The organism is Microbacterium maritypicum MF109 (genome assembly GCF_000455825.1).
Lineage (GTDB): Bacteria > Actinomycetota > Actinomycetes > Actinomycetales > Microbacteriaceae > Microbacterium > Microbacterium maritypicum_A.
The window spans coordinates 135,981-152,474 of record NZ_ATAO01000228.1; the positions used below are offsets into that span (position 1 = coordinate 135,981).

At 69.2% G+C, this 16,494-nt stretch carries 15 protein-coding genes; 6 read left to right on the forward strand and 9 right to left on the reverse strand.

What is annotated here, in order from left to right; all coding sequences use genetic code 11:
- The first annotated feature begins 341 nt into the window (after positions 1-341).
- Entirely contained in the window at positions 342-1,073 is a 732-nt protein-coding gene (locus L687_RS42020) for a GntR family transcriptional regulator (protein WP_021201456.1), read from the forward strand.
- Between the two features lie 189 nt (positions 1,074-1,262).
- Here the strand turns inward: L687_RS42020 and kynU are convergent, their stop codons facing one another.
- Genes kynU through L687_RS39965 form a run of 9 tightly spaced genes read right to left on the reverse strand, consistent with a single transcriptional unit; the run spans position 1,263 to position 9,702 of the window.
- Positions 1,263-2,537, reverse strand: a complete 1,275-nt coding sequence (gene kynU, locus L687_RS39925) for a kynureninase (protein ID WP_021201457.1) — start codon at positions 2,535-2,537, stop codon at positions 1,263-1,265.
- Positions 2,538-2,565: 28 nt separating this feature from the next.
- Positions 2,566-3,558, reverse strand: coding sequence for an amidohydrolase family protein (locus L687_RS39930; RefSeq protein WP_021201458.1), 993 nt, complete (start codon positions 3,556-3,558; stop codon positions 2,566-2,568).
- A 6-nt stretch (positions 3,559-3,564) separates the two neighbouring features.
- Entirely contained in the window at positions 3,565-4,101 is a 537-nt protein-coding gene (locus L687_RS39935; RefSeq protein WP_021201459.1) for a 3-hydroxyanthranilate 3,4-dioxygenase, read from the reverse strand.
- Positions 4,098-4,592: a RidA family protein gene (locus tag L687_RS39940; RefSeq protein ID WP_021201460.1), complete on the reverse strand. Its 495-nt coding sequence runs from the start codon at positions 4,590-4,592 to the stop codon at positions 4,098-4,100. Before L687_RS39940 ends, L687_RS39935 begins: the two co-directional genes overlap by 4 nt.
- Positions 4,589-5,392, reverse strand: a complete 804-nt coding sequence (locus tag L687_RS39945; RefSeq protein WP_021201461.1) for a 2-keto-4-pentenoate hydratase — start codon at positions 5,390-5,392, stop codon at positions 4,589-4,591. Before L687_RS39945 ends, L687_RS39940 begins: the two co-directional genes overlap by 4 nt.
- Positions 5,389-6,423 (reverse strand): 4-hydroxy-2-oxovalerate aldolase, encoded by a 1,035-nt coding sequence (gene dmpG / locus L687_RS39950; protein ID WP_021201462.1) that lies wholly within the window; start codon positions 6,421-6,423, stop codon positions 5,389-5,391. The genes L687_RS39945 and dmpG overlap by 4 nt, the downstream gene beginning before the upstream one ends.
- Complete coding sequence (locus tag L687_RS39955; protein WP_021201463.1) at positions 6,420-7,358, reverse strand: acetaldehyde dehydrogenase (acetylating); 939 nt, start codon at positions 7,356-7,358, stop codon at positions 6,420-6,422. Before L687_RS39955 ends, dmpG begins: the two co-directional genes overlap by 4 nt.
- A complete protein-coding gene (locus L687_RS39960) occupies positions 7,355-8,197 on the reverse strand; it encodes a 2-keto-4-pentenoate hydratase (RefSeq protein ID WP_021201464.1) in 843 nt (280 codons plus the stop codon). Before L687_RS39960 ends, L687_RS39955 begins: the two co-directional genes overlap by 4 nt.
- Positions 8,194-9,702 carry a 2-hydroxymuconic semialdehyde dehydrogenase gene (locus L687_RS39965; RefSeq protein WP_021201465.1) on the reverse strand — a complete coding sequence of 503 codons (1,509 nt, stop codon included), beginning with the start codon at positions 9,700-9,702 and terminating at the stop codon, positions 8,194-8,196. Before L687_RS39965 ends, L687_RS39960 begins: the two co-directional genes overlap by 4 nt.
- Positions 9,703-9,785: 83 nt before the next feature.
- Here L687_RS39965 and L687_RS39970 point away from each other — a divergent pair, with 83 nt between their 5' ends.
- From L687_RS39970 to L687_RS39990, 5 genes are all read left to right on the forward strand, one after another.
- The gene (locus L687_RS39970) at positions 9,786-10,754 is read left to right on the forward strand and encodes a LysR substrate-binding domain-containing protein (RefSeq protein ID WP_021201466.1); all 969 of its coding nucleotides are present in this window, start codon (positions 9,786-9,788) and stop codon (positions 10,752-10,754) included.
- 124 nt (positions 10,755-10,878) lie between these two features.
- Positions 10,879-12,492, forward strand: coding sequence for an LVIVD repeat-containing protein (locus tag L687_RS39975; protein WP_021201467.1), 1,614 nt, complete (start codon positions 10,879-10,881; stop codon positions 12,490-12,492).
- 97 nt (positions 12,493-12,589) lie between these two features.
- Complete coding sequence (locus L687_RS39980) at positions 12,590-14,080, forward strand: DHA2 family efflux MFS transporter permease subunit (RefSeq protein WP_031208211.1); 1,491 nt, start codon at positions 12,590-12,592, stop codon at positions 14,078-14,080.
- A 71-nt stretch (positions 14,081-14,151) separates the two neighbouring features.
- Positions 14,152-15,276 carry an ABC transporter ATP-binding protein gene (locus L687_RS42610; RefSeq protein WP_021201469.1) on the forward strand — a complete coding sequence of 375 codons (1,125 nt, stop codon included), beginning with the start codon at positions 14,152-14,154 and terminating at the stop codon, positions 15,274-15,276.
- 57 nt (positions 15,277-15,333) lie between these two features.
- Complete coding sequence (locus L687_RS39990; protein WP_021201470.1) at positions 15,334-16,494, forward strand: ABC transporter substrate-binding protein; 1,161 nt, start codon at positions 15,334-15,336, stop codon at positions 16,492-16,494.

Below are 16,494 nucleotides of genomic sequence, written 5' to 3' on the forward strand. Positions count from 1 at the left end.
TGCGGCAGGCCGAGAAGCACGCGCGCGACGCGGAAGCCGCCTGTGGTCACCCGACCCTCGTCACTTGAGCCGGATCCTGTGGCTCCGGCTCAGCGCGACGAGAGGCGACTGAGCTTCGGCGACACGATCGACAGTTCGAGCCTGCCGGGTCGAGGGTGCCGGGGCATCCTCCCGCGGGGTGATCCTCGTCCCCCCGCGGGTGGACTCGGCGTGCCCGGCCCGACATGCGTCCCGGGCGCCCCGGCGTGCGCACGCCGAGGCGCGACAGTGGTCCCGCGACGCGAGGTGATTTTGGATCCAGAATGCAGAGTTGGCCGGGATGATCCGATACTCTCGCTCCCATGGTGCAATCAGGGAACGCCGCGTCGCCCAAGGAACGGGCCGAGGCTCTGCAGAAGCTCGCGCAGCGACATGGAGCCGGATACCGGTCCGTCGGAGCGATGGCCTACGACATCATCCGCGATGCGATCCTCGACGGCACCCTGCCTCCGGGGATGAAGCTGCGGCAGGAGACCCTGGCGGAGTCCATCGGCATCTCGCGACTGCCGATCCGCTCCGCCCTGATCCAGTTGGAGGCCGACGGCCTCGTGGTCTTCCATGCCCGCCGCGGCGCGATGGTGCGGGCACTCTCGGTGCAGGAGGCGACCGAGGTCTACCACCTGCGCACGCTGCTCGAGAAGGACGCGCTGCGCCTGGCGATGGAGGAGATCACCCCGGAGCGGGTCAGCCGGCTGCGGGAGCTCGCGAAGACGGCGGACGACATCTCGGAGGGCGGCGAGTTCGTCGAGGCCCGCACCGAGTTCTACGCGACGCTCTACGACGCCGAGGCCCGGCCGGTGATGTGGGAGATGATCGAGCAGCTGCGGCTCAAGCTCGGACGCTACGTGCTCGGCTGGCGTCTGGTCTCTCCCGGCGCACATGACCACTCCCACGGTGAGCTGATCGACGTCGTGGCAGCTGGAGATGTGGACGAGGCTCTGCGCGTGCTCGAGTCGCACCTGAACCACGTGCGCGACGGGGTCATCGCACTGCTCGACGCGGCGGCGACCGAGGCTGCCGGCGACGGAGCCTGACGCCTGGGGGGAATGCATGACTCCTACACGGATGCATGACTCGGCACACCAGTCCGTTCATCCATCCGGGCAGCAGTCATGCAGGTGTGTGACCTAGGTGACCGTGCTCTGAGGTGACCGTGTCCTCAGGTGACGGTGCTCTCAGGTGACGGTGCTCTCAGGTGACGGTGCTCTCAGGTGACGGTGCTCTCAGGTGACGGTGCCGCGACGTGCGAAGCGAGGTTCACGCCAGATCTCGCTGTGCAGCACGTCTTCCAGCGCGTCGATCGCATCCCACACGTCGGTGTAGGAGGTGTAGAGAGGTGTGAACCCGAAGCGGATGAGGTCGGGGGCGCGGAAGTCGCCGATCACTCCGCGCTCGATCAGCGCCTGCATCACCGCATAGCCGTCTTCGTGTCGGAGGGAGACCTGGCTGCCACGGCGGGCGGACTCACGGGGGGTCACCGGCTCGATGCCCCAGCGCGGTGTGAGGCGGGTGTCGACGAGCGACATGAAGAGCTCGGTCAGCCGCAGACTCTTCTCGCGGAGGAGCTCCAGGTCGACGTCGTCCCAGATGTCGAGGCTCGCCTCGAGTCCGGCCACCGAGAGCAGCTGCGGGGTGCCGACGCGGAACCGCTCGATGCCCGGGGCCGGGGTGTAGTCCACGGTGAAGTCGAACGGCCGCGCGTGGCCGTGCCAGCCGGTGAGGGCGGGGCGGGCAGCATCGTGATGCCGAGCGGCCGCCCAGATGAACGAGGGCGAACCGGGGCCGCCGTTGAGGTACTTGTAGGTGCAGCCGACCGCGAAGTCGGCGTCGGCGGCGTTCAGGTCGATCGGCACGGCACCGACGCTGTGGCACAGATCCCAGACCACGAGGGCGCCGGCGGCGTGGACCTTGCGCGTGACCTCGGCGATGTCGTGCATGCGTCCCGTGCGGTAGTCGACCTGGGTGAGCACGACGACGGCGACGTGATCGTCGAGCACGTCGTCGAACGTGGGGCCGTCGTCGGAGATCAGTCGGCGCTCCAGGGGCGTTCCGCTGCCGAGCAGCTCCTGCACCGCTTCGAGCATGTAGAGGTCGGTGGGGAAGTTGCCCCGCTCTGCGACGATCACGCGTCGTCCCGGTCGGAGTCTGACCGCAGCGACCACGGCTTGGAACAGGCTCGCCGACGTGGAGTCGCCGAGCACGACCTCTCCGGCATCCGCTCCGACGAGCGGCGCGATGCGGTCCCCGATCGTGCGCGGCTTGGCGAACCACCCGGCATCGTTCCAGCTGCGGATGAGGCCGGTGCCCCACTCCTCGGTGATCACGCGCTGCAGGTGCGCCGCGGTGTGGCGGGGCAGCGCTCCGAGCGAGTTGCCGTCGAGGTAGATCACACCGTCGGGCAGCACGAAGCGCTCGCGCATCGAGGCGAGCGGATCGGCATCGTCGAGGGCCGTGCAGGTCGCGCGGTCGATGGCGGGGCGGGTGGAGGTGGTGCTCATGCGGCGGGTCCGTTCGAGATCATGCGGGTCAGCGCCCGAGGAATCGCAGGGCGTTGTCGCGGCGGATGGCGCTCTTCTGCGCCTCGTCGAGGAAGTCGGCCCGGTCGATGACGCCGCCGACGGGTCGCTCGCCCAGGGGGTAGGGGTAGTCGCTGCCCACCATCACCTGGGAGGCGCCGAGGGTCTCGACCAGCACGCGCAGGGCCACGGGGTCGAACACGACGCTGTCGACGCTGAAACGGTCGAGGTACGCAGAGGGCGGCCGCTCGCTGACGCCGATGAGGTCGGGGCGTTGCCGCCAGGCGTTCTCGAACCGGCCCAGCCAGAACGCGAACGAACCGCCGCCGTGCGCGAACGCCAGGCGGAGGGTGGGCGGGACGCGATCGAAGACCCCGCCCAGGATCATCGCGATGATCGACAGGTGCGTCTCTGCGGGCATGCCGGTGAGCCACCGGGCCATCCAGCGGTCGAGACGAGGGGAGCCCGGCATGTCCCACGGATGCACGAAGACCGGGATGCCGCTGTCGGCGCAGTGCTGCAGGAAGGTCACCGTGCCCTCGTCGTCGAGGTCGCGGTCGCCCACGTGGTTGCCGATCTCGACACCGGCGTGGCCCGAGGCGATCGCGCGGTCGGCCTCCGCGCACGCGGCATCCGGATCCTGCAGGGGTACCTGTGCGAACGGGATCAGCCGGCCGGGGGCCGGAGCGCAGATCTCCAGAGCGAGGTCGTTGAAGATGCGCGCGACCTTGACGGCCTCGTCACCCGACTTGTCGTACGAGAAGAACAGCGGCGTGGGAGAGACGACCTGCATCTCGACGCCGTCGGCGTCCATGTCGGCCACGCGCACCGACGCATCCCAGCAGTCGTCGCCGACGCGGCGGAACTCGGTCTCGCCGAGCATGATCATCGCCTCGCGCTCGGAATCCACCCGCAGGGTCGGCCAGACACCCGGCCCGACCTGTGTCGACAGGTCGGGCCAGGAACTCGGCACGAAGTGCGTGTGGACGTCGATCGTGCCCAAGGGGCTTCAGCCCTTGCCGGGGTGGACGGCGCCGCACTCGGGGCAGGTGCGCCCCTCTTCGCTCTCGTAGAAGTCGCGGAACACCGGCGGCAGGTCCTCGACGATGTCGCGCACCTGCAGCTCGACCTCGTGCACCTTGGCATTGCAGTTGGGGCAGAACCAGGCGAACTTCTCGAGCGTGCCCTCTTCGCGGATGCGCTCGATCACGATCCCGATGGAGCCCTCTTCGGGGCGCTGCGGGGAGTGGAAGACGTTACCGGGGAGCAGCCACATCTCGCCCTCGCGGATGTCGATGCGCTGCAGGCCGTCGGGGGTCTGGATGTTCACGTGCATGTTGCCGCGGTATTGGTAGAACCACTCCTCGTACGGGTCGAAGTGGAAGTCGGTGCGCTGGTTCGGGCCGCCGACGACCTGCACGATGAAGTCGCCCAGGGGCGTCCAGGCGGCCTTGTTGTTGACCGGCGGCTTCAGGAGATGCTCGTTCTCCTTGATCCAGGCCGGGAAATCGATCACGGGTGGGATGACGGGTGTGGTGGTGCTCATTTCTCCTCCTCGAGAGTGGCAGCGGTGTTGTGGTCAGCGGTGGTGTGGTCAGCGGTGTTGTGTTCGATCGTTGTGTCGGGGCGGCGCGCGATCGCCTGGATCTCGATGCGCAGATGCGGATGCGGCAGGGCGTGCACGGCGACCGTCGTGCGGGCGGGTCCCTGCTCGTCGAAGTACTCGGCCCAGACCGCGTTGTAGGGAGCGAAGTCATTCATGTCGACCAGGAAGCTCGTCGCCTGCACCAGGTCGTCGAGGGTGCAGCCGGCGGCGGCCAGCACCTCGCGGATGTTCTCGATGACCGCGCGGGTCTGCACCGCGACATCGAGCCGGGTCGCGCCGAACTCGTCGACCTCCGCTCCGGCGATGGAGTTGTCGGGGCGTCGGCTGGACGTGCCCGAGACGAAGACCAGGTCGCCGGAGACCTTGGCGTGCGGGAAGCGGCCGCGGGGCGTCGCCTTGCCCTCGACGAGGATGCCGCGTGATGTTGTCATCGTGATCCCTTCTCGAGGCTGTCGGATCCGTCGTGGGTGTGGATGGAGACGCGTCCGAGGCCGGTGATCGTCGCCTCGACCATGCCGTGGTCGGGCAGCGGGACGGCGGCGGTCGCGGCGCCGGCGAGCAGGACCGTGCCGGCGCGCAGCGTGAAGCCGTGGTGGGAGGCGAGGCGCGCGGCCGCGGCGACGGCACGGCCGGGGTCGCCGAGGATGGCCGCGGTGGAGCCTGTGGCGCTGATCCTGCCGTCGACCTCGAGCCGCACGGCCCTGTTGTCGAGGGCACCGGCTTGGACGAACGGGGTCCAGGGGCCGATCACGTACGCGGCGGCCGACGTGTTGTCGGCGACGACATCGGCGAGGCTGAAACGGAAGTCCCGGTACCGGGAGTCGATGATCTCCAGTGCGGGAGCGACGGCCGCGACGACCTCGCTCAACGGACGGTCGACCTCGGAGCCGTCGAAGTCCGCGGCGAGCAGGTACGCGACCTCGGGTTCGATGCGCGGGTGGATGGCGGACCGCCGGTCGAACAGCGCGCCGTCGTCGAGGCGCATCGCATCGGTGAGGCTGCCGACGATGACGTCATGCACGCCCATCTGCTGCGCCTTCGCCTGGCTCGTGAACCCGAGCTTGAGGCCCGTGAGGCGCTCGCCGCGGGCGATCCGACGGGCGATCAGTGCATGCTGCGTGGCGTACGCGGTGTCGAGATCGACCTCTGCGGATGCGGAGAGCTGGCTGATCGCGGTCGCGGTGCGCTGCGCGGTGTCGAGCGCGGCGGCGAACACCGCGTCCGCGGTCATGCGGTCACCCCCGAACGGGTGGCGACAAGGTCGAGCGCGACGTCGACGATCATGTCCTCCTGGCCGCCCACCATGCGGCGGCGGCCCAGCTCCACGAGGATGTCGCGGGCGTCGAGGCCGTGCTTCTCGGCCGCGCGCTCGGCGTGCAGCAGGAAGCTCGAGTACACCCCGGCGTAGCCGAGCGTGAGGGTTTCGCGGTCGACGCGGACGGGGCGGCGCTGCAGCGGACGCACCAGCTCCTCCGCCGCATCCTGCAAGGCGAACAGGTCGCAGCCGTGCTCCCAGCCGAGCAGGTCGGCCACCGCGATGAACGCCTCGATCGGACAGTTGCCCGCTCCGGCACCCTGCCCTGCGAGCGAGGCGTCGACCCGGTACACGCCGTGCTCGACGGCCGTGACGCTGTTGGCCACGCTCAGCGAGAGGTTCTCGTGCGCGTGGATGCCGATCTGCGTGCCGGGGTCGAGCACCTCGCGGTAGGCATCGACGCGGTCGGCGACGTCGCGCATCGTGAGGCGCCCGCCCGAGTCGGTGACGTACACGCAGTGCGCGCCGGCCGCTTCCATGATCTTCGCCTGCTCCGCGAGACCGCGCGGGTCGTTGAGGTGGCTCATCATCAGGAAGCCCGAGACGTCCATGCCGTGCTCGCGCGCCCACGTGATGTGCTGGATGGCGACGTCGGCCTCGGTGCAGTGCGTCGCGACCCGCACGCTCGCGACGCCGAGGTCGCGGGCCCGGGCGAGGTCGTCGATCGTGCCGATGCCGGGAAGGATCAGGGTGGTCAGGACGGCGCGGTCGAGCACCTCGGCCGCCGCCTCGATCCACTGCCAGTCGGTGTGCGCTCCCTGTCCGTAAGCCACACTCGAACCGCCGAGGCCGTCGCCGTGCGCGACCTCGATGGCATCAACGCCTGCCGCCTCGAGAGCACGGGCGATATCGCGCACCTGGTCGGTCGTGTAGCCGTGGCCGATGGCGTGCATGCCGTCGCGGAGCGTGACGTCCTGCACGTAGACGCGGGGAGATGAGGTGGTCATGCGGGAACCCCTGTCCGTTCGGCGACGAGTCGTTCGGCCGTGCGCAGGGCGGCCGAGGTCATGATGTCGAGATTGCCCGCGTACTCCGGAAGATAGTGGCCGGCGCCGGCGACTTCCAGCAGGACGGTCACGCGCGTCCCGCGGAACGGTCGGTCGAGTGCGGGCACGTAGGGCTCGTCGACCGCATCGAACTGCACCTGCTGCTTGAGCCGGTAGCCCCCGACGTAGGCCTGCACCGCGGCGACCATGTCGGCGACCGAGGCGCTGACGGCATCCCGATCCAAGGCTTCAGGGTCGCCCTCGACCAGGCAGAACACCGTGTCCCTCATGATGAGCGGCGGGTCGGCGGGGTTGAGTACGATGATGGCCTTGCCGTGGTCGGCGCCGCCGATCACCTCCAGCGCACGGGCCGTGGTCTCGGTGAACTCGTCGATGTTCGCTCTGGTGCCGGGACCGGCCGACTTCGAGGCGATCGAGGCGACGATCTCGGCGTAGGCCACCGGGGCGACGCGCGACACGGCGGCCACCATCGGCACCGTGGCCTGGCCGCCGCACGTGACCATGTTGACGTTGGTCGCACCGAGGTGGGCGTCGAGGTTGACGACGGGCACGACGTACGGCCCGATCGCGGCGGGGGTCAGATCGACCATGAGGCGTCCGGCGTTGCGCACGAGGGCGTCGTTGCGGGCGTGGGCGCCGGCCGAGGTGGCGTCGAACACGAGCTCGACGTCGGCGAACTCGGGCATCGCGATCAGTCCGTCCACGCCCTCGTGGGTGGTGGCGACTCCGAGCCGTCGCGCACGGGCGAGGCCGTCGGAGTGCTCGTCGATGCCGGCCATCGCGACCACATGCAGCGTGGTCGAGAGCCGCTTCACCTTGATGAGCAGGTCGGTGCCGATGTTGCCCGAGCCGATGATGGCGATGCCGACGGTCATGCCGCAGCCCCTTCCGATGATGTGCCCGACGCTCTTCCGGATGCCGTGCCGAAAAAGTCGGCACGGACCTCGCCGAGACCGTCGAGTCGGGCGCGATACACCCCGGCGGTCGCGTCGACCATGGGGCCGAGGGCTCCGGAGAGGAGCACCTCGCCGGCGCGCAGCGGCTGCCCGCGGCGGGCGACCTCGCGGGCGAGCCAGGCCACCGCGATCACCGGGCTGCCGAGGCATGCGGCCCCCGAACCGGTCGAGACCGGACGGCCCTCACGGTCGAGCGTCATGGCGAGCGCGGTCAGATCGAACCCGTCGAGGCGCCGAGGCGTGGTGCCGAGCACGACCGCCCCGCTGGAGGCGTTGTCGGCGATCGTGTCGGTGATGCGGATGTCCCACCCGGCCACGCGGGAGTCGACGACCTCGATCGCGGGCAGCACGAACTCCGTGGCACGGATCACGTCGGCGACATGGGTGGTGGGGGAGTCGAGGTCGCTGCCGAGCACGAAGGCGACCTCGGCTTCGGCCCGCGGCTGCAGGAAGCGGGCGAGGTCGATCGGCTCGCGGTCGGCGAACATCATGTCGTCGAGCAGCACCCCGTAGTCGGGGCTGTCGACGCCGAGCTGCGTCTGCACGGCGGGGGAGGTGAGGCCGATCTTGCGGCCGACGACCCGTCGACCCTCGTCGAGGCGGCGGGCGATGCCGAGCGACTGCACCGCGTACGCGGCATCCTGATCCGTCTCGCCGAGCAGGTCGCGCACCGGGGCGCACGGGTGCCCCGATTCGGCCGCGCGTCGCAGCCGTTCGTCGGCCGCACGCACACCGTCGGACTCGGGGAGGCCGGTCACAGCTGCACGCACACGTTCGTCGGCTCGGTGTAGAACTCGAGCGAGTGGTGCCCGCCCTCGCGGCCGATGCCCGAGAGTCCGACGCCGCCGAAGGGGCTGCGCAGGTCGCGCAGATACCAGGTGTTCACCCACGACATGCCCGTGCGCATCTGCTGCGCCACGCGGTGTCCGCGGGTCAGGTCGGTGGTCCAGGTGACCGCGGCGAGGCCGTAGTCGGTGTCGTTCGCCAATCGGATCGCCTCCTCTTCGGTGTCGAAGGGGATGAGGGCGGCGACGGGACCGAACACCTCTTCGCGCACGGTGCGGTTGCTGTTGTCGAGGCCGGTCCACAGCGTCGGCTCGATCCACGATCCGCCGTCGAGTCCGTCGCCGAGCGTGGGGATGCCGCCGCCCGCGAGCACCGTCGCCCCCTCCGCGACGGCGAGGTCGAAGTACGAGCGCACCTTCTCACGGTGAGCCTGCGAGATGAGAGGACCGGTGGTCGTGGCCGGGTCCTCCGGGCGGCCCAGACGCAGACGGGCGGCGTGCTCGGCGAGGCCCGCGGCCACCTCATCGAAGACCGCGCGCTGCACGTAGATGCGCTCGGTGCACAGGCACACCTGGCCGGTGTTGAGGTACGTGGAGCGGGCGAGCCCGGCGACGGCGGCATCGAGGTCGGCGTCGGCGAACACGAGCGCGGCGTTCTTGCCGCCGAGCTCGAACGAGACCGGGCGCACCCGCGGCGCGACCGCCCGCATGATCGCGGATCCGGTGGACGATTCGCCGGTGAACGTGACCCCGTCGATGCCCGGATGCGTGGTGAGGGCCTCGCCCGCGGAATCGGCGCCGAAACCGTGCACGACGTTCACGACCCCCGCGGGCACCCCCGCCTCGGCGAGGATCTCGGCCAGCAGCGTCGCCGACGACGGCGTCTCCTCCGAGGGCTTGATCACCACGGTGTTGCCGGTGGCGAGGGCGGGAGCGAGCTTCCACGTGAGCAGCAGCAGCGGCAGGTTCCACGGCACGATCACGGCGACGACCCCGAGCGGCTTGCGCACGGCGTAGTTCAGGGCGCGCCGGCCGTCGGGCAGCTCGGTGAGGAACGAGTCGAGGCCTGCCGTCGAGACCGTGTCGGCGAAGGAGCGGAAGTTCGCGGCGGCACGGGCCACGTCGAGGTCGCGGGCGAGTGCCTCGGGCTTGCCGGTGTCGCCGACCTCGGCCGCGACGAGCTCATCGGCGCGGCGGTCGATCGCGTCGGCCACACCGCGCAGCAGACGGGCGCGCTCCGCGATCGTCATCCGTCCCCAGGGTCCGTCGAACGCGGCGCGCGCGGCGGCCACGGCGCGGTCGACCTGCTCGGTGCCGGCTTCGTGCACCTCGGCGATGACCGAGCCGTCGACCGGGCTGACCTTCGCGAAGGTGGCGATGCCCTCCACGCGCTCGCCGGCGATCATGTTGTGGATCGCGCGGGGCGTTCGCTCCTGCTCGGAGGCACGGAGGGGAGGCGTCATCGTCTCGGAAGGCATGGGCTCAGGCTAGGAACGTTCGAGGGATGCCGACAAATACTCTCTTGATGCACTGCCATGCCCGTACGGCTATAGTCCGGATCATGGTCACCGATCGACTGCTCGACGGGCGGGTCAAGATCCGCCACCTCGTCCTCGTCACCGCCATCGCCGACGAAGGCACCCTGGTGCGCGCCGCCGAGTCGCTGCACATCACCCAGCCGGTCGTCACCCGCGGTCTCCGCGAGGTCGAAGAGGTGCTGGGTGTGCCGCTGTTCGAACGGTTGCCGCGCGGCGTGCGGCCGACGCAATACGGGCACTCGTTCATCGAGCGCGCCCGCTCGGTGCTCGCCGAGCTGCGCGCCGCGGGGGAGGAGGTGCGGCTGCTGCAGTCGGGGCAGCTCGGCACGGTGACCGTCGGCACGCACCTCGCAGGTTCCAACCTGCTGCTGCCGCGGGCCATCGCGGCGCTGAAGGCCGAGCATCCACGGCTGACCGTGGTGGTGCGCGAGGGCACCCCGGACACCCTGCAGCAGCTGCTGCTCGCGGGCGACCTCGACCTGACCGTCGGGCGGCTCTCGCCGACGGTGCCGGTGCGGCTCGAGCAGGAGCGACTGCACCTGGAGCCGATCCGTCTGGTCGCACGGGCCGGGCATCCGGTGCTCGGCGGTGTCAAGGCGAACTCCCTCGCCGAGCTGATCGCGTATCCCTGGATCTTCCCCGTGGCCCAGACGGCGCTCCGGGCCGAGCTCGAAGCGGTCTTCTTCCACGAGGGGCTGCCGTTGCCGCCCGACCGCGTCGAGTGCACCTCCATGCTGACACTGCGCACCCTGCTGATCTCGACCGACGTGATCGCGGCGCTGCCGATGTTCATCGCCGTCGACGACCGTGAACTGCGGATCCTGCCCACGCCGTTGAGCTCCATCCGCCGCTCGGTCGGCGTGACGGTGCCGAAGGATCGGGCGCCGTCGCCAGCGGCCACCGCGCTGCTGACCCATCTTCGCGAAGAGGGCGCCCGCCTGGCGGAGCTCGAGCGGGACTACGCGGAGACGGAGCCGCGCTTCGCCGGCTGATATGCCCGAACGGTCATAGCTCTGACCCGTATGGATATTGGACAGCATCGCTTCACCGGGACGAACCTGATGAGAACGACACCACGTCGTGACGATCTCACCCGATTCAGCCAATGGAGGCGACATGGCCGGCTCTCCCTACGTGCCCGATGCGAAGAAGTACCGCCCGGAGGATTTCCAGCGCGTCGAGGGTGAACCGGCCGATCCCGATCCCTCCAGCTGGGGCATGCAGCCCGACGGTACCTTCCTGCCGCCGGCGCACACGCCGTCCGTCCCGCGCGACGTCTTCATCGACTGGCCGGGCCAGCTCGACTACCGCGACCCCGAGACGTATGCGCTCAACGCCAAGGCCGAGGCGTTCTACCCGATCGTGGTGAACACCAGTCACTCGTGGCAGTGCATCTACGACTGGGACGGCCGTCGCCTCATGCTCCACTACGGCGGCGGCAACCACTGGAAGCTCTACGACATCACCGACCCTCGCGACCTGACGATCGTCGACGAGGAGCAGTGGGGCTGGGACGACCCCCGCCCGCAGTTCGGCGCCACCACGGTGCAGTGGAACCAGAAGCTCGGAAAGCACATCGCGATCCAGGCGAGCGAGACTCCGCGGTACTTCCTCAAGGGGCGCGTCGCCAACAAGTGGATCGACGACACCGTCGAGGGCCAGCTGAAGGAGTGGGAGGGCCTGCGCGGCTTCCGCACGTGGGAGATGAACGGCCCGAGCCCCCGCGACTGGACCCTCCTCACCGAGGTCTCGACCGATCCGAACCACGGGCCGGACGAGATCCAGGAGGGCAACGGCGTGCTCGACCTTCCTGTCTACTACGGCGACAAGTACCTGTTCGTGGCGACCGCGCCCGACAACACCTTCACCAACCAGCCGTACAAGACCACGCTGTGGACCGCCGGACACGCGGCCTACGACGTGTCGGACCCGGCGAAGCCCGAACTGCTCTCGAACTGGTGGGTGCCCGGGTCGCGTGCCGGGGAGGAGGCGGATTCCGAGTACCTCGCCGACAACGAGCGCTGGAACAACAAGACCTCGTGGTTCGGCTCGCGCATGGGCATCTTCCTGCCGCGCTCGGTCGAGTCCGGATGGAAGTACGGCTACGCCGCCCAGGGCGGTCAGGGCTTCTTCGTGCTCGACGTGTCCGATCCCGCGAACATCCACCACGTCGGCTGGTGCCACTTGCCGGTCAGCGTCGCCGGCACCGAGGGCGACAACGTCGACACCACCCAGGTGGAGGAGACGGGCTACGTCTATGTCTCGGGCTACCCGATGAACACCGACTGCTACGAGCCGGCCAAGGAGATCTACCAGATCGACGTGAGCGATCCGACGAACCCGCGGGTCGTGCGCACGCTGCCGCGCCCGACGCCGCCGGCAGAGGCCGCGTTCACCGACTGGGCGCAGCGCCGCGGGTCGTTCGGGCCCAAGCGCTCGGGGTACTTCACCAACACGGGCACGCCGCACGGCGGCGTCATCCCCTACGCGTTCTACGCCGCGGGGTTGCAGATCTTCGACGTGCGCGACCCGGAGAACCCCCAGGTCGGCGCGTACTTCGTCCCTCCGATCGGCCTCAAGGACGACGATGACCTCGCCGCACCCGTGCACGGCATCTTCGTGGAGTGGGATCGCAACGTGATCTGGCTCTTCGCCAACCACGGCATCTACGCGGTGTCGACCCCGCTGCTGGGTGAACCCGTGGTCGGTCTCCCCGCCACCGAAGGCTGAACTCTTCCCGGAAACTCCGGTGTCCGTCCTCCACATAAGGGGCTGAGTGGACGGACACCGGCTCCCGACCCCTGACGATCCGTCCCGAAAGTGATCCATGACTCAGACAGTTAGGCCGTGGCCGGCCCTGTGGGCGCTGTGCATCGGCTTCTTCATGATCCTCGTCGACACGACGATCGTGGCCATCGCCAACCCGGTCATCCTCGCGGCGTTCGACGCCGACCTGACCACGGTCATCTGGGTCACCAGTGCCTACCTGCTCGCCTACGCCGTCCCCCTGCTGGTGACCGGTCGCCTGGGGGATCGCTTCGGTCCCAAGCGGGTCTATCTCGTGGGGCTCGTGCTGTTCACCCTCGCCTCGCTCGCGTGCGGTCTGGCCGGCAGCATCGAGATGCTCATCGCGGCTCGCGCCGTGCAGGGCTTCGGTGCCGCGCTGATGACGCCGCAGACCATGGCGATCATCGCGCGGGTGTTCCCGCCGCGCGGTCGGGGTCAGGCGATGGGGGCGTGGGGCGCTGTCGGAGGGCTCGCGACGCTCGTCGGCCCGATCCTCGGCGGCGTGCTCACCGACACCGTCGGCTGGGAGTGGATCTTCTTCGTCAACGTGCCTGTCGGGATCGTCGCCTTCGTCGTTGCCTGGCGTCTGGTCCCCGATCTCGAAGGACACCCGCACCGCTTCGACGTGGTGGGGGTCGCGCTGTCCGGACTCGGACTGTTCCTGCTGGTCTTCGGCATCCAGGAGGGCGAGGTCTACGACTGGGGGGTGATGTTCGGTCCGGTCACCGTGTGGGGCGTCATCGTCGCCGGAGCCGTGCTCCTGGTGCTCTTCGTCGTGTGGCAGCGCGTCAATCGTGCAGAGCCCCTCATGCCCCTCAGCCTCTTCCGCGACCGCAACTTCTCGGTCGCGAACGCCACGATCTTCCTCGTCGGTGTCGGCATCACGGCCATGCCCGTCCCCCTCGCCTTCTACTTCCAGGTCGCCCGCGGGCTCGACCCGACGCTCGCAGCGCTCATGCTCGCACCGATGGCGGTCGTCTCGGGGGTGCTCGGGCCGTTCGTCGGCAAGCTGAGCGACCGGATCGGTCCGCGGTGGGTCACCTTCGCCGCCTTCGTCATCTCGGCGGTGGCCATGGCCTGGTATGCGGCGACGATGACGATCGACGCCCCGTTCTGGCTCCTGCTTCTGCCCTCGGCGCTGCTGGGCGTCGGCGTATCGGGGATGTTCGGTCCGCTCGCGTCGACGGCCACCCGCAATCTCCCGCACACGCAAGCAGGAGCGGGATCCGGCGTCTACTCCACCACCAGGCAGATGGGGTCCGTGATCGGATCGGCGCTGCTGGCGGTGCTGATGAACGTGACGCTCGCCGCGCACATCACCGGTTTCGTGCCAGGGGCGATCCACCCGGGGAGCGAGCTGTCGACGAAGGACGGGATCGGACTGGCCGCGGCCATGTCGCAGTCGCTGCTGCTCTCGGCCATCGCCTTCGCGGTGTGCGCGGTCGTCGTGGTGTTCTTCGAGAAGCCGCGAGCCTGGGGAGCCCCGGTCACCCCGCAGACGGCGGGTTCTGTCGTGAGAGAGGGACGATGATGGCGGCGATCGCAGTGGATCCAACATCCAGAACGAATCCGACCACGAGCACGAAGGACGAGAGGACTCCGATGACGGTCAGCTCCGGAGGCGGTCGACTGGTCGTCGACGCCCTGAAGAAGGACTATGAGCTCGACGGCGCCGCCGTCCCCGTGGTCAAGGACGTCACGTTCACGATCGAGCCCGGGACGTTCTATTCGCTCCTCGGCCCGTCGGGATGCGGCAAGACCACCACCCTGCGCTGTGTCGCCGGCCTCGAACGGAGCAACGGCGGCGTCATCTCGCTCGACGGCAACGTGCTGTCGACCGGCACCGCGCACGTGTCGCCCGACAAGCGCGACATCGGCATGGTGTTCCAGAACTACGCGATCTGGCCGCACATGACGGTGTTCGCCAACGCGATCTTCCCGCTGCAGGTCGCGGGTTCGAAGCTTCCGAAGCAGGAGGCGCGCAAGCGGGCGATGGAGGCGCTGGAGCTCGTGCAGCTCGATCATCTCGCGCAGCGCCCGGCCACCGCGCTCTCAGGCGGTCAGCAGCAGCGCCTGGCCCTCGCTCGTGCGTTGGCCCACCGACCGCGTCTGCTGCTGCTCGACGAGCCGCTGTCGAACCTCGACGCCAAGCTGCGCGACACCATGCGCAACGAGCTGCGGAGCCTGCAGCGCACCCTCGGCATCAGTGCCCTCTACGTCACGCACGATCAATCCGAGGCGCTGTCGATGTCGGATCGGGTGGCCGTGATGAACGGCGGACGCATCGTGCAGGAGGCGTCACCCCGCGAGCTCTACGACCAGCCGGCCGACCGATTCGTGGCGAACTTCGTCGGTCGCGCGAACATGATCCCCGCCGTGGTGATCGATCGTGACGGCGCCGGCGACGCGGTGGTCGAGGCGCTCGGCACCCGGCTGCAGACGCCGGTGCCCGACGGGGTCTCGATCGGCGACGAGGTCACGCTGACATTCCGGCCCGAGACCGTGCGCTGGCATGAGACCGACATCGATCGCCCGAACGTCCTTCCCGTGCGCATCGTGCGGGTGGAGTTCCTCGGCGAGATCGTCGAGTACGAGGCCGAAGTGCTCACCGATGGCGAGCCCGTCGCCACGATCGTCGGACGCGGAGCGCCACTCGCGACACCCCCCGAGGGCGGCAGGGTCTTCCTCGAACTGGTCTCGCACGCCTGCCGCGTGCTGGGCGCCTGATCCACCCCGCACCACACCCGCAATCACACACCTGATGTCAGAGAGGACATTCAGATCATGAAGAGAACACTGGGAGCTGTCGCCATCACGGCGGTCTTCGCGCTCGCCTTGACCGGATGCAACACCTCGACCGATGCCGGCGGCGGTGACAGCGCGCTCGAGGGCGACGCCGCGTCGGCCACCTGCGACGCCGTGGAAGTCGGAGCGATCACCCGCTGCGAGAACTTCTACGACGACTACTGGCCCGAGATCGACAAGCAGCTCGACGCCCTCTACGAAGAGGCGAAGAAGGCCGACGGCGGCACGCTGGTCATCTGGGACTGGTACGAGCTGTCGCCTGACGTGATCGAGCAGTTCAACAAGCGCTTCCCCGACATCAAGGTCGAGACCAGGGGGCTGACGTACAACCTGTCGTCGGCGATCATCTCGGCGAAGGCGACCGGTTCGCGGAACACCGATGTGGTGTCCGGCTCGATCACCTCGATGGCCGCGATGTACGACGAGGGCTTCTGGGAGAAGGTCGACTGGGAGAGCTTCGGCGTTCCGAAGGAGTTCCTGACCATCGGCGCCCCCGAGCTCATGCCCGACAGCATCAACGGCACGCTCATCCAGTACAACACCGACAAGGTGACCGCGGTGCCCGAGACGCTCGACGGGCTGCTCGCCACCGAATACAAGGACAAGGTGTCGGTCGCCGGTTACAACGCGGTGGTCTTCGCCGGATACGGCATGGCCGAGGGCGAGGACAAGATGGTCTCGCTGATCGACGAGCTCCTGTCGTCGGGCAACCTGAAGCTGCTGGAGGACCAGGGCGCTCCGCTGTCGAGTGGTGACGTGCCGGTCGCGCTCAACCAGACGCTGTTCAACCCGAACCCGGCGCTGCAGGTCTCACCGTTCGAGCACGCGGGAGTCTGGGCGCAGTTCTCCGGCGTCAACTCCGACGCCAAGAACAAGCCGGGGGCCGCGCTGTGGACCCTGTGGAACGCATTCGACCCCGACTGGATCAGCCTCCGCATGACGGACGAGCGCTTCGCCAGCACGCAGGTGCCGTTCGCCGGTCTCCCCGCCGCGACCTTCGCCGAGTCCACCGGACTCATGAAGACGAACTCCGACGCGCTGCTGCTCGGCCTCGAGAACGGTGCCGAGACCGAGACGCAGGCCACTCGTGACGACTGGCAGGCCATGATCAACGCCGCCGACAAGGCGCTGAACGGATAA

Coding starts and splice junctions, on each gene's coding strand:
- L687_RS39955 (WP_021201463.1), bottom strand. CDS start 7,358: ATGACCGTCGGCATCGCCATCATCGGCTCGGGCAACATCGGCACCGAC.
- L687_RS39945 (WP_021201461.1), bottom strand. CDS start 5,392: ATGACCGCGGACGCGGTGTTCGCCGCCGCGCTCGACACCGCGCAGCGC.
- L687_RS39990 (WP_021201470.1), top strand. CDS start 15,334: ATGAAGAGAACACTGGGAGCTGTCGCCATCACGGCGGTCTTCGCGCTC.
- L687_RS42020 (WP_021201456.1), top strand. CDS start 342: ATGGTGCAATCAGGGAACGCCGCGTCGCCCAAGGAACGGGCCGAGGCT.
- L687_RS39965 (WP_021201465.1), bottom strand. CDS start 9,702: ATGCCTTCCGAGACGATGACGCCTCCCCTCCGTGCCTCCGAGCAGGAG.
- L687_RS39975 (WP_021201467.1), top strand. CDS start 10,879: ATGGCCGGCTCTCCCTACGTGCCCGATGCGAAGAAGTACCGCCCGGAG.
- kynU (WP_021201457.1), bottom strand. CDS start 2,537: ATGAGCACCACCTCCACCCGCCCCGCCATCGACCGCGCGACCTGCACG.
- L687_RS42610 (WP_021201469.1), top strand. CDS start 14,152: ATGACGGTCAGCTCCGGAGGCGGTCGACTGGTCGTCGACGCCCTGAAG.
- L687_RS39980 (WP_031208211.1), top strand. CDS start 12,590: ATGACTCAGACAGTTAGGCCGTGGCCGGCCCTGTGGGCGCTGTGCATC.
- L687_RS39935 (WP_021201459.1), bottom strand. CDS start 4,101: ATGAGCACCACCACACCCGTCATCCCACCCGTGATCGATTTCCCGGCC.
- dmpG (WP_021201462.1), bottom strand. CDS start 6,423: ATGACCACCTCATCTCCCCGCGTCTACGTGCAGGACGTCACGCTCCGC.
- L687_RS39970 (WP_021201466.1), top strand. CDS start 9,786: ATGGTCACCGATCGACTGCTCGACGGGCGGGTCAAGATCCGCCACCTC.
- L687_RS39940 (WP_021201460.1), bottom strand. CDS start 4,592: ATGACAACATCACGCGGCATCCTCGTCGAGGGCAAGGCGACGCCCCGC.